Annotated in this window: 12 protein-coding genes and 1 other annotated feature; of the genes, 9 read left to right on the top strand and 3 right to left on the bottom strand. The window is 50.3% G+C overall.

Annotated elements, in window-relative coordinates:
- Positions 1 to 82: 82 nt before the first annotated feature.
- Entirely contained in the window at positions 83 to 667 is a 585-nt protein-coding gene (rimJ, locus tag EOJ37_RS04865) for a ribosomal protein S5-alanine N-acetyltransferase (protein WP_127958394.1), read from the bottom strand.
- Positions 668 to 748: 81 nt separating this feature from the next.
- Complete coding sequence (locus tag EOJ37_RS04860; RefSeq protein WP_127958391.1) at positions 749 to 1,588, bottom strand: prepilin peptidase; 840 nt, start codon at positions 1,586 to 1,588, stop codon at positions 749 to 751.
- A gap of 265 nt (positions 1,589 to 1,853) precedes the next feature.
- On the opposite strand from EOJ37_RS04860, the gene EOJ37_RS14395 reads away from it, so the two are divergent.
- The 9 genes from EOJ37_RS14395 to EOJ37_RS04820 all read left to right on the top strand — a co-directional run bounded on the left by EOJ37_RS14395 (position 1,854) and on the right by EOJ37_RS04820 (position 10,866).
- Positions 1,854 to 2,027 (top strand): hypothetical protein, encoded by a 174-nt coding sequence (locus EOJ37_RS14395; protein ID WP_155522480.1) that lies wholly within the window; start codon positions 1,854 to 1,856, stop codon positions 2,025 to 2,027.
- Positions 2,020 to 2,940 carry a cation diffusion facilitator family transporter gene (locus tag EOJ37_RS04855; protein WP_127958389.1) on the top strand — a complete coding sequence of 307 codons (921 nt, stop codon included), beginning with the start codon at positions 2,020 to 2,022 and terminating at the stop codon, positions 2,938 to 2,940. Before EOJ37_RS14395 ends, EOJ37_RS04855 begins: the two co-directional genes overlap by 8 nt.
- Before the next feature lie 196 nt (positions 2,941 to 3,136).
- Positions 3,137 to 3,241, top strand: a sequence feature (Trp leader region).
- Positions 3,242 to 3,265: 24 nt separating this feature from the next.
- Entirely contained in the window at positions 3,266 to 4,828 is a 1,563-nt protein-coding gene (locus tag EOJ37_RS04850; RefSeq protein WP_127958388.1) for an anthranilate synthase component 1, read from the top strand.
- A complete protein-coding gene (locus EOJ37_RS04845; RefSeq protein ID WP_127958386.1) occupies positions 4,828 to 5,406 on the top strand; it encodes a glutamine amidotransferase-related protein in 579 nt (192 codons plus the stop codon). Before EOJ37_RS04850 ends, EOJ37_RS04845 begins: the two co-directional genes overlap by 1 nt.
- 17 nt (positions 5,407 to 5,423) lie before the next feature.
- Complete coding sequence (trpD, locus tag EOJ37_RS04840; protein WP_127958384.1) at positions 5,424 to 6,422, top strand: anthranilate phosphoribosyltransferase; 999 nt, start codon at positions 5,424 to 5,426, stop codon at positions 6,420 to 6,422.
- 6 nt (positions 6,423 to 6,428) lie between these two features.
- Entirely contained in the window at positions 6,429 to 7,805 is a 1,377-nt protein-coding gene (gene trpCF / locus EOJ37_RS04835; RefSeq protein ID WP_127958382.1) for a bifunctional indole-3-glycerol-phosphate synthase TrpC/phosphoribosylanthranilate isomerase TrpF, read from the top strand.
- Between the two features lie 64 nt (positions 7,806 to 7,869).
- Entirely contained in the window at positions 7,870 to 9,060 is a 1,191-nt protein-coding gene (gene trpB, locus EOJ37_RS04830) for a tryptophan synthase subunit beta (protein WP_127958379.1), read from the top strand.
- Positions 9,060 to 9,866, top strand: coding sequence for a tryptophan synthase subunit alpha (gene trpA / locus EOJ37_RS04825; protein ID WP_127958377.1), 807 nt, complete (start codon positions 9,060 to 9,062; stop codon positions 9,864 to 9,866). Before trpB ends, trpA begins: the two co-directional genes overlap by 1 nt.
- Positions 9,867 to 10,122: 256 nt before the next feature.
- Positions 10,123 to 10,866 (top strand): YciC family protein, encoded by a 744-nt coding sequence (locus tag EOJ37_RS04820; RefSeq protein ID WP_127958375.1) that lies wholly within the window; start codon positions 10,123 to 10,125, stop codon positions 10,864 to 10,866.
- Between the two features lie 87 nt (positions 10,867 to 10,953).
- On the opposite strand, the gene prc is transcribed toward EOJ37_RS04820, so the two are convergent.
- Positions 10,954 to 12,975, bottom strand: a complete 2,022-nt coding sequence (gene prc / locus EOJ37_RS04815; protein ID WP_127958373.1) for a carboxy terminal-processing peptidase — start codon at positions 12,973 to 12,975, stop codon at positions 10,954 to 10,956.
- Positions 12,976 to 12,986 lie beyond the last annotated feature (11 nt).

The following is a 12,986-nucleotide window of genomic DNA, read 5'->3' as shown; positions in this document are numbered from 1 at the left end:
CACGGCCACAGTGGCGTTGACAGTAGTATTGCTACTGTTTCACCACCATGGTGACCATTCTGAATCAGTTTATCTTCTGCCATCAACGTGCCGGTTGCCACTGATCATTGGTTAATGCCATCAGAACATGATCACGCCATTTGCCATTAATTAGCAGATAGTCTCGCGCGTAGCCTTCACGCTCAAATCCCAAACGGGCTAACAGCGCACCACTACGCTGATTATGCGGCATATATCCCGCCATGATGCGGTGCATTCTCTGCTGACGCTGCATATAGCGAATAGCGGCCTGCAATGCCTCATGCATCAATCCCTGCCCTTGTTTCTGTTCTGCCAGCGAGTAACCAAGATGGCAGGCGTGAAAAACACCACGCAGCACATTCGTAAAATTGGCTACACCATGTACTTCCTGCTCGTCGGGATCAAGCAGAATAAAATAGTAAGCGCTGCCCTGCTGTTGCATATCGGTGATGATCTCCAAACGTAACTGCCAGCCTGAAGCTTGGCAGTGGGTTTCATCACGGATCGGTTCCCAAGGCTGTAGATAACTGCGATTCTCACGATAGTAATCGGCCAAGCGTTGTGCATCGCGCTGATGAACCAGACGTACTACTTGCCGTGCAGTCGTCAAGCGCACACTCGGTGTAGTGGAGTGATAACTATACATGCCTTGCTCCTTGATTCATTGTGATTGATGGGTAAGCTTACTGAAATCAACACAGTCTTCATACCGCCAGTCTACATACAGTTAAGTTATGTTGCTAAACAGTACAGCGGTTGCGGCTAATGCTAGCCAGCAGCCAAACGCAATCGGTTGATGCCGCAGCAATGAGAGTGAACGGTATTGCCACAACGCAAACAGTAGGCCACTGACTGTCGCCAGCAACAGCAGTGATGGCAGTGCCTGCCAGCCAAACCAAGCCCCCAGCGCAGCCAGTAATTTGAAATCGCCATAGCCAATCGCCTCGCGCCCAGTACACCACTTAACCAGCCAGAATAGTATCCATAACATGACATACCCCATTACCGCGCCGGTCACTGCTTGTGGCAGGGTGACAAAGTAATCGGCTAGGTTAAACAGTAAACCAAGCCACAGCAGCGGTAGCGTTATCAGATCTGGCAATAGCTGATGATAGTGATCAATCAATGCCAGGACTACCAGTGACGATAGCAAATACCACACACCGAGCAGTTGTATCGCCGGGTAGCCTGCTCGGGCAGCAACTACAAATAACAGTGCAGTTGCTGCTTCCACCACCGGATAATAGTAAGGAATTGCCTGCTGACAGCAACGGGTGCGCCCACGTAGCCATAGGAAACTGAGCAGTGGAATATTATCTTTAATCTGTAACCTCTGCTGACAGTGGTCGCAATAGGATCGCGGTATCAGTAGGTTGATTTTGCTCGTGTTCTCTTCCAGGGGCAGTGCTAGCTGGCGCTGTGCTGCCTGTTGCCACTGCTGCTGTAACATCAGCGGTAGGCGCACAATCACCAGGTTGAGAAAGCTGCCCACCGCGATACCCAGTAAGGCGATATAGCACAGTTCGAGACCAGAAAGGTCGACAGGATTAGTCAGTAACCACTGCATAAACGCCCTCTTTACAGGTTGGCTGGTGTTGCCGATTGCTGCCGGAATGTTCCACCGTAGATCGGGCGCTTAATGCTTGTCGATAAAGGGATTCTGCGTCAAGCGCCTCAAGCTGGGAAAAATAAAATCAGGGATGTCGCTAGCAATTTTATCGGGTCGGTAGTTAACTATGTCAGCGCACATTGTGAGACAACGCACATTTCGATCGCCTCTATTCGATTTCATCTAGCGACTGATATCACTCGCCGTCAGTGGGTAGCACGCTGTGTTGCTGATTGGCTTGGGGCGCTTTATTCAGTCGCTGACGATACTGCCGGTGGTAGTGGACTGCTGGACGCGAATGGGGGGGCTGTCTGGTCGGTTAGGTCGACTGTGGTGTGTGGTCGCACTGTTTCAGTGTGTGATTAACCGGTTGAAGTTTAGGAAAAGTAATGGTTGAAGAAAAAGATGATCCATCCAATGAGCGCTATCAGGCAGCACAGAAAAGCTCATGGGTTAGCGTTGTAATCAATTGTTTTTTAACAGTCTGTCAAGTTATTACCGGGATATTTTCCGGATCACAGGCGCTGATAGCGGATGGTATCCACTCACTGTCTGATCTGTTGTCTGATTTTGTGGTTCTGATCGCCAATACCAAAAGCAAGAAAGCGCCTGATGAAGATCACCATTATGGACATCATCGCTATGAGAATGGTGCTTCGCTGATCCTCGGCACTATTCTGTTGCTGGTGGGGGTCGGTATGCTCTGGGCGGCAATCGGTAAAATACACCGGCCAGAATCGATTGCACAAGTGCATGTTTCCGCTCTATTTGTCGCTGTTTTAACTTTAATTTCCAAAGAGTTACTTTTTCGATATATGCTGGCAGTCGCTAACCGCGTCAAGTCGGGTATGTTAGTGGCAAATGCCTGGCACGCGCGCTCTGATGCAGCTTCTTCGTTAGTGGTCGCACTGGGTATTATCGGCAACCTGTTGGGATTTAAATTTCTTGACCCGGTCGCAGCACTGATCGTTGGCCTGATTGTGATCAAAATGGGCTATCACTTCACTTACAACGCACTGCACGACTTGATGGATAGATCTGTCGATAGTGATATTGAACAGCAGATCCGAACCACGCTGCTGTCCAGCGAAGGGGTGCGCGGTGTGCATGATATGAAGACCAGAAAAATGGGGGATGCGATTATCGTTGATGTGCATTTGGATATTGATGGCCATCTCTCGGTGCAACAAGGGCACGATATCGCTTTGGCCGCACGTAATAACGTATTGAAAAAGTTTAATGTGTTAAATGTGATGACGCATGTCGATCCCTATTACCAGGGTGAGCAGAACCAGACTCCACCGGTATGACACACTCTCTCTGTGGTGCATCAGGCTGGCTTTCGCCACGCCCTGTTGCCGACAGGAAAAACAATTTGTACTTCAGCTAAAAAAGAGATTGACATTGCACCCATGAACTAGTTAACTAGTGCAACATTACTGGCAGTCGCCATGTTTAACAGATAACCAAAAGGCAGTGGACAAGATGGGTAAGCAGATTTCTCTTCTTCGTTGGTGGCGTAGTTCTCAATGTTGGGTTGAGTAATCGCGCATCGCTGTCGTTTGACGCCGCAGATTTCCAAGGCCCGCTCTCATCAGCGGGCTTTTTTCTAGCACTGATTTCATGGAAAACTTTATGCCACATAGCAGACCCACTTTGAAACTGCTGACTGCATCAACCGATTATCGCTGTGATTCAACAGCCATTTTTCATCAACTTTGCGGTTCACGCCCTGCCACGTTATTGCTGGACTCAGCAGAAATTAATAGCAAACAGGATCTCAAGAGTCTGTTGATTATTGATAGCGCATTACGTATCACCGCCCTCGGACGCAGTGTGACTATTCAGGCATTAACCGATAACGGTGCGCTGTTATTGCCACTGTTAGATCAGGCTTTGCCTAGTGAGGTTGAGAATCTGGTTCATTCCAACCGCCGTGAGTTGCTATTCCCGGTGATTGATAGCGAACAGGATGAGGACTCTCGCCTGCGCGCCCTGTCAGTCTTTGATGCACTGCGTGCCGTGCTTTCGCTGGTTAATGCCCCCGAGAGTGAGCGCGAAGCGCTGTTACTCGGGGGCCTGTTCGCTTATGATCTGGTCGCCAGTTTTGAATCGTTGCCGCCTGTAAGCCAGCAGTACCAATGCCCGGATTTCTGCTTCTATTTGGCAGAAACAATGCTGAAACTCGATCATCAACACCAGGCTGCGCGCTTGCAGGCCAGTGCCTTCACCGGTGATCCGGCGCAGATATCACGTTTGCAGCAGCGATTGTTAGCGCTACAGGCAGAATTGGCACAACCCGCGCTCGCCTTGCCGGAGCACACCCTGAGCGAGATGTCGCTAGGTTGTAACCAGAGTGATGAGGCCTATCGTGCGGTAGTCAGCCAACTACAGCAGGCGATCCGTCAAGGCGAGATTTTTCAGGTGGTGCCTTCACGGCGTTTTTCACTGCCCTGCCCCAATCCGCTAGCAGCTTATCAACGCCTGAAAGAGCACAACCCTAGCCCGTATATGTTTTTTATGCAGGATAACCTGTTTACGCTGTTCGGAGCCTCACCGGAGAGCGCGTTGAAATATGATGCCAACAGCCGACAGATTGAAATCTATCCGATTGCCGGTACCCGACCACGTGGTCGGCGGGCAGATGGCTCACTGGATGCCGATCTCGATAGTCGCCTAGAGCTGGAGATGCGTACCGATCACAAAGAACTGGCAGAACATTTGATGCTGGTAGATCTGGCACGCAACGATCTGGCGCGTATCTGTGAAGCCGGTAGTCGTCATGTCGCTGAGCTGACCAAAGTTGATCGCTACTCTTTTGTGATGCATCTGGTTTCGCGTGTAGTCGGTAGACTGCGCAGTGATCTGGATGTGTTGCACGCCTATCAAGCCTGTATGAATATGGGCACGTTAAGCGGTGCGCCAAAGGTAAGAGCGATGCAACTGATTGCCGAAGCTGAGGCTTCTCGTCGTGGCAGTTACGGTGGCGCGGTGGGTTACTTTACTGCCCACGGTGATCTGGATACCTGTATCGTGATCCGTTCTGCCTATGTTGAACAGGGTATTGCCACCGTACAAGCAGGTGCTGGCGTGGTTCTCGACTCTGATCCGCAGGCAGAAGCAGATGAAACCCGTAATAAAGCACGCGCAGTACTGTATGCAATTGCCAGTGCCCATCACGCTAAGGCGGTGTTTTAATGGCCGACATTCTGTTACTCGATAATATCGACTCTTTTACCTATAACCTGGTTGATCAACTGCGTTCATCCGCTCACCATGTGGTGATTTATCGCAATCACCTCGCGGCCGATACTATTATCGCCCATTTGCAGCAGATGAAGCAGCCGATTTTAATGCTGTCTCCCGGCCCCGGTACTCCCGCTGCCGCAGGCTGTATGCCGGAACTACTGCGACGTTTGCGTGGTCAATTACCGATTATCGGTATCTGTCTTGGTCATCAGGCCATTGTTGAAGCTTATGGTGGTTATGTTGGTCAGGCTGGTGAGATCCTGCACGGCAAAGCCTCTGCGATTGAGCATGATAATCAGGCTATGTTCTCTGGCATCGATAATCCGTTGCCGGTTGCTCGTTACCACTCCTTAGTCGGTAGCCAGATCCCGCCAGAGCTGACAGTGAATGCCCGTTACGGTGAGATGGTGATGGCGGTACGCCACGAACAGCATCGCGTTTGTGGTTTCCAGTTTCACCCCGAATCAATTCTGACTACTCAGGGTGCACGTTTACTTGAACAAACCTTGGCGTGGGCGTTGGGATAATCATCCAGGTAATTAATATGCAAGCTATTTTTGATAAACTTTATCGTTCTGAAGCTATGGATCAGCAGGAGAGCCAGCAACTGTTTGGTGCCATCATCCGTGGTGAGTTGGAGCATAGCCAACTGGCCGCCGCGCTGATCAGCATGAAGATCCGTGGTGAGAAACCGGCTGAGTTGGCAGGTGCCGCCAGTGCGCTGTTGGCACATGCGTTACCTTTCCCGCGCCCAGACTATGATTTTGCTGACATTGTTGGTACCGGCGGTGATGGCTGCAATAGCATCAATATCTCTACTGCCAGTGCCTTTGTTGCCGCTGCCTGTGGTGCCAAAATCGCTAAGCATGGCAATCGCAGCGTCTCCAGCCGTTCTGGCTCTTCTGATCTGCTGTCGGCATTAGGTATCCGGCTTGATCTGCCAGCAGAAGCTTCACGTCAGGCACTGGATGAGCTTGGTGTCTGCTTCTTATTTGCGCCACAGTACCATGCCGGTTTTCGCCATGCGATGCCGGTACGTCAGCAGTTGAAAACGCGCACCATCTTTAATGTGCTTGGTCCATTAGTCAATCCGGCCAAACCGTCGCTGGCGTTGATCGGGGTTTATAGCCCCGAATTGTTGCTGCCGGTGGCTGAGACTCTGCGCGCATTAGGTTACAAACGTGCGGCAGTGGTGCATGGTGGTGGCATGGATGAAGTGGCTATTCATGCGGCGACCCAAGTGGTCGAGCTGAACCAAGGGCAGATTGAACGTTACCAATTAACTACCGATGATTTTGGTCTGGAAAGCCATTCGCTGGATGCTTTACGCGGCGGCTCTCCAGCAGAGAATTGCCAATTGGTCACTCAACTGTTACAGGGCAATGGTCAGCGTGCACACTCCGTCGCAGTGGCTGTTAATGTCGCATTATTATTACGGTTATTTGGCCAGGAAAATCTGCGTGATAATGCACAACAGGCGCTGGATGTGATAAATAGTGGCGCAGCCTATCAACGTGTTCTTGGTTTAGCTGAGAGGGGATAACATTCGATGCAGGAAACGGTACTCAACCAAATTGTACGTGACAAAGCTCGCTGGGTGGCTGAACGTAGCCAACAGCAACCGCTGAGTGGTTTTCAATCTCAGATCACTGCCAGTGAGCGTGATTTTTATCAGGCACTGCAAGGGGATAAAACCGCCTTTATCCTTGAATGCAAGAAAGCCTCCCCTTCCAAAGGATTGATCAGAGAGAATTTTGATCCCAGTGAAATCGCCGGCGTCTACCGTGAATTTGCCTCGGTGATCTCCGTGTTAACCGACGAGCACTATTTTCAGGGTAGCTTTGATTTCCTGCCGTTGGTAAGCCAGGCAGCACCACAACCGGTATTGTGCAAAGATTTTATTATTAGCGACTATCAGATTTACCTAGCACGTTACTATCAGGCTGATGCTGTGTTGCTGATGCTCTCAGTGTTGGACGATCAGCAGTACCAGCAGTTAGCCGCTTTGGCGCATAGCCTCAACATGGGGGTGTTGACCGAAGTCATTAGCGAGCAGGAGTTGCAACGCGCACTGGCACTGAATGCGCGTGTGATTGGTATCAATAATCGTGATCTGCGTGACCTGTCGATCGACTTGAATCGCACCCGTCTGCTTGCACCCAAGATCCCCGCTGGCATCACCATCATCAGTGAATCAGGCATTCACAGCTACCGCCAGATCCGTGAATTGAGCCACTATGCCAACGGATTCTTGATCGGCAGTGCCTTAATGGCAGAGAAACAGTTGCGCAGTGCGGTGTGTCGTGTGCTGCTTGGCGCAAACAAGGTGTGTGGTCTGACACGGCCACAAGATGCTGTCGCAGCTTACCGTGCCGGAGCGCTATACGGTGGTTTGATCTTTGTGCCCACGTCACCACGCTGTGTCGATATTGCCACGGCACGTGCCGTGATTGCTGCCGCCCCATTGCACTATATTGGCGTGTTCCGTGATGCAACGATCGAGTCGGTGGTCAATAGCGCCGAACAGCTTGGCCTGCATGGCGTGCAGTTGCATGGTGATGAAGATCAAATTTATATCAATAAATTACGTAGCCGTCTGCCTGCCAGTTGCCAGATTTGGCGTGCGTTGCGGGTGGAGCAAACTCTGCCCACCGGTGATTTTCAGCAGGTTGACCGCTATCTGTTCGACCACGGTAACGGCGGTAGCGGGATCAGTTTTGACTGGTCGTTATTACGACAGCCTCAATTGCCTGCGCTACGGCTGGATAATGTGATGCTGGCTGGTGGCTTGAATGCCGATAACTGTGCAGAAGCGGCGACACTGGGCTGTGCAGGGCTAGATTTTAATTCCGGCGTAGAAAGCCAACCTGGCATTAAGGATCGCGAACGCTTAGCTCGGGTGTTCCAACAGTTACGGGCTTACTAAAAGCTCAGTGCGTGTTGCTGCCCTGGATAAAAGTTATCTTCATGGTTTATTAACGGGAAATATTATGACGCTGCTTAACCCCTATTTTGGCGAATTTGGTGGTCAGTTTGTGCCCCAAATTTTGATGCCCGCACTACAACAACTGGAACAGGCGTTTGTCGATGCACAAAGTGATGCCAGTTTTCAGGCTGATTTTCTCGATTTACTAAAAAACTATGCTGGTCGTCCAACAGCATTAACACTGTGCAAAAATCTGACTGCCGGAACCAACGCCAAGCTCTATCTCAAGCGTGAAGATCTGCTGCACGGTGGCGCACATAAAACCAACCAGGTACTGGGCCAAGCTCTGCTGGCCAAACGGATGGGGAAAACCGAGATCATCGCCGAAACCGGCGCTGGTCAGCATGGTGTCGCATCTGCCCTGGCCTGTGCCCTGCTGGGGTTAAAATGCCGTGTCTATATGGGTGCGAAAGATGTTGAGCGTCAGGCCCCGAATGTTTTCCGTATGCGTCTGATGGGCGCGGAGGTGATCCCGGTACACAGTGGTTCATCAACACTAAAAGATGCCTGTAATGAAGCACTGCGTGACTGGTCAGGCTGTTATGAAAAAGCGCATTACATGTTGGGTACCGCTGCTGGCCCGCACCCCTATCCGACTATCGTGCGTGAGTTCCAGCGTATGATCGGTGCCGAAACGAAAGCGCAATTGCTGGAGCGCGAAGGCCGCCTGCCTGATGCCGTGCTGGCCTGTGTAGGTGGCGGTTCCAATGCGATTGGCATGTTTGCCGATTTTATTGATGATGCAGAGGTTGCGTTAATTGGTATCGAACCGGCTGGTTTAGGGATAGAAACGGGGCAACATGGCGCACCACTGAAACATGGCCGCATCGGTATCTACTTTGGTATGAAAGCACCGATGATGCAGACTGAGGAGGGGCAGATCGAAGAGTCATATTCCATCTCAGCAGGATTGGATTTCCCTTCCGTTGGGCCGCAACATGCCTACCTGAACAGTATCGGGCGCGCGCAATATGTCTCGATTACCGATGATGAAGCCCTGGCCGCGTTCAAGGCACTCTGCCGTCATGAGGGAATTATCCCAGCACTAGAGTCGTCACACGCGCTGGCATATGCATTGAAGATGATCCAGGCTGAGCCAGAAAAATCACAGACGCTGGTAGTCAATTTATCTGGGCGTGGTGATAAAGACATCTTTACTGTTCACGATATTCTGCAAGCACAAGGAGGCATTTGATGGGACGTTATCAGCAACGGTTTACCCAACTGGCAAACAATAATCAGGGCGCTTTTGTGCCGTTTGTCACCTTGGGTGATCCCAATCCGGAGTTGTCGTTACAGATCATCGACACTTTGATCGAGAATGGTGCTGATGCACTGGAACTGGGTATCCCATTTTCTGATCCCTCTGCGGATGGCCCAACCATCCAGGCCGCTACCTTGCGTGCTTTTTCTTCTGGAGTGACACCTACACGCTGTTTTGAGATGTTGGCGGCCATCCGGGCAAAGTACCCCGATATCCCAATTGGCCTGTTGATGTATGCTAATCTGGTGTTTCATCGTGGTATTGATCAGTTCTATCAGCGGTGTGCCGCTGCTGGTGTCGATTCGGTCTTGATTGCAGATGTGCCATTTGAAGAATCAGCTCCGTTCCACGCGGCTGCCATCGCACAGGGTATCGCGCCAATTTACATCTGCCCACCCAATGCCAGTGACGAATTGCTGCGTAATATCGCCAGTCATGGTCAGGGTTACACCTATCTGCTGTCACGTGCTGGCGTCACCGGCAGTGAAAAACGTGCTGAGTTGCCTCTGCAACACTTGCTGGAAAAATTACAGCAATACCAGGCTGCACCGGCAGTGCAAGGCTTTGGTATCTCTGAACCGTCACAGGTTAAACTGGCGCTGCAAGCTGGTGCAGCCGGTGCCATTTCCGGTTCAGCCATTGTCAAAATCATCGAGAAAAATGTTGCTCAGCCTAGTGAGATGTTGCGTCAGTTGGCCGAATTTGTACGCGCAATGAAGGCGGCAACTCAGCGCTAACCTACTGTTATTGAAATGCTATAAATAGTGCAACTCGAAAAAATAGCGCTCCATGCGCCATCTGATTTGAGTTGCACTGAATTCACATTGCGCTGATATAGCGTTACCGAGAAAAAGGAGCCGCACACCCTGCTGTCCCGGTTACCTTCATCGCCCAACACCTTGCCGTCAACACCATCAGATCACTGCCATCAGGCTAAATAAACAGGTACAATCGGGGCCTAAGTTATCTTTCTCCCTCGTTCAAGGAGTTTCTATGTCTATCACGGCCTTCAGATTGTACCGTGACAGTGGCTACTTTTTCCGCCACCATACCAGCATGATTTTATTATTGGCGCTGTTAACCAGCTTGATCACCGTGCTGCTACATCAGCTTTTCGGCCCGAGTGCAGAACAGTTAAAACTGCTCAGCGCTGCCATGCCTGTGAGCAATGAGCTTGATCTGAAACAGTCGATTGAACAACTGAATCTCGAGCAATATAGGATCCTACTGCAAGAGCTGTCGGCGTTGGCATTTTCTGCCTTCATCGGCAATTTGCTGCTGACTGGCAGCATACTGACACTGATCCGTCTCTCCTCTGCGGGTCAATCCGTCAGTGCGTTACGTGCGATGGCCTTTAGTCTGCCACAATTGCCTGGTTTGCTGCTGCTGCAACTTATCTCTGCGCTGCTGATCCCATTAGGGTTGTCGATATTTATTATCCCTGGGCTTATCATAATGATTTCACTATCATTATCTCCAGCAATCTATTTTGCCGAAGGCAAAGGGGTATTTAACGCCATCCAGCTCAGTTGCAAAATGGCATTTGCTAACGTTAGTTTTATTATCAGTGGGTTAATGTTGTGGCTGGCAGCCCAGTTACTGCTGCTTTTGCTTGCTATGTGGGTGATGATATTAACACCAGATGTCAGTAGAGTCATATTTACTGCTATCGGCAATGTGATTTCTGCGTTATTGCTGATCTATTTCTCTCGTCTCTATATGTTAACCAAACAGTAGATAGCAACTCACGGTAGGATCGGCAACCTCTCCAACGCACTGCACACCAGGCGTTGGGGAGGCTGGTTTCAAAGGCTGGGGGCTAGGTTAAGACTTATTCAGCAGTTTAGCGAAATCCAATGCGATCCTCACTGTCTCTGCTAGATAAGGATCAGGGTTTTTATAATCCTTTGGCAAATCACTGAGTGATTTCAACGGCTTTTTCCCTTCGCTCTGCAACCGTTGATTGATACGTTTTAACCGCAGTGCATCATCATCCTGGTTCTCTTTTTCACGCAGGGCAAAATTGAGCGATATCACTTTCTCCTGCTCTTTTCTCGCTTTGTAGCGGGCAATGTCCTGCATGATGTACTGAAACTCTTGCTCGTTGGCAATGCGCTGCCGATGCCATTTCAACAACTGAGGGATCAGCGGTGTGACATTACCAACACGGTTGTAACGTGCCGGATTAATGCTATCCCACGGCAAGGCATTATCCTCAAAGCTCTCGCCAGTTTCTGCTGGATCGACGCCTGTTGGCATGACAATATCCGGCAACACGCCTTTCAGTTGTGTACTACCACCATCAACGCGATAGAATTTCTGAATGGTATATTGCACTGAACCTAATGCTGGCCACTCTGGACGTAGCATCTGGTCATAAATACGGTTTAATGATCGGTATTGTTGCACGGTTCCCTTACCGAAGGTCGGTTCACCGACAATCAGGGCTCGGCCGTAATCCTGCATCGCAGCGGCAAAAATTTCTGAGGCAGAAGCACTGAAGCGATCAACCAGTACCACCAGTGGACCGTTGTAGTAGACAACACCATCGGTATCCGCATCTTCGCGCACTTTTCCATTGTTATCACGGATCTGTACCACTGGCCCACGATAGATAAACAGGCCAGAAAGCGATACCGCTTCGGTCAGGGCACCACCACCATTAGCGCGTAAGTCAATCACCAGATTATTGATATTCTGCTGTGCCATCTGCTCCAGTTTGGTTTTGATATCCTCCGTCAAACCAACGTAGAAACCAGGGATGGTCAACACAGCGACGTTCTGATTATTGACGCTTTTTACTTCCATCTTCACTGCACGATCTTCTAACCGAATGCGATCACGGGTTAGCGTGACAGTGCGCGTTTTGCTGCCTTTACCGCCCGGCAAGATCTCCAAGCGAACTTTACTGCCTTTCGGCCCTTTAATTAAGGAAACCACGTCATCTAACCGCCAGCCAACCACATCAACCACTGGCTTGCCTGACTGCCCAACACCGACGATATAGTCACCGACCGCAATATCTTTACTTTTGCTGGCTGGGCCGCCGGGGATCAGCGAGTTGATCACGGTGTACTCATCATTCATCTGCAGTACCGCACCAATGCCTTCCAGTGACAGGCTAATTTCGGTGTTGAACTGCTCGGCATTACGTGGTGATAGGTAGCTGGTGTGAGGATCAATCTCTCGCGCGAATGCGGTCATGATCTGGCTGAAAACATCTTCACTTTTGCTTTGTGTTAACCGCTTGGTGGCAAAGTGATAGCGTTTTTTCAATGTGTCGCGGATCTCTTTGTCGCTCTTACCGGCAAGCTTGAGTGTCAACTGATCATATTTCACTTTAGCCGCCCAGAGGCGATCAAGTTCTGCGCGATCTTTGGCCCACGCTGCTTTACTGCGATCCAGCTCGATGGTGTCGTTGCCGGAAAAGTTCATCGGTTTGTCCAGCAGCGACAACGCATACTGATAACGTTCAAAGCGGCGTTTTTGCGCCAGATTAAACAGCTCGTAAGCAGTCACCAGTTTGCCGCTTTTCAGCTCTTCACCTAATGTTGCACGTCGATCAGCAAACTGCTCTATATCACTGAGCAATAAGACATTGTGGTTATAGTCGAGAATGTTCAGATAACGATCGAAGATTCGCCCCGAAAATTCGGCATCCAAGGCAATTTGACGATAATGGGATTGTATAAAACGTGTTGTGACTCGCTGGCTAACGGTGGAGTGTTGAGGCTCCTGCGTCAGTGTAGGCAAATCAGTCAGGCTGATTTTGGCCAAATCCGCAGCAGTGGCCATCCCAGACCACACCAGTGCCGCAACAGCGACTAATTTAACAAATTTATTCATATGCCTTGGGT

Origin of the sequence: Serratia microhaemolytica (assembly GCF_004011885.1) — a bacterium.
Taxonomy (GTDB): Bacteria; Pseudomonadota; Gammaproteobacteria; order Enterobacterales; family Enterobacteriaceae; genus Serratia_G; species Serratia_G microhaemolytica.
This window is presented reverse-complemented; position numbering and strand designations above follow the sequence as displayed.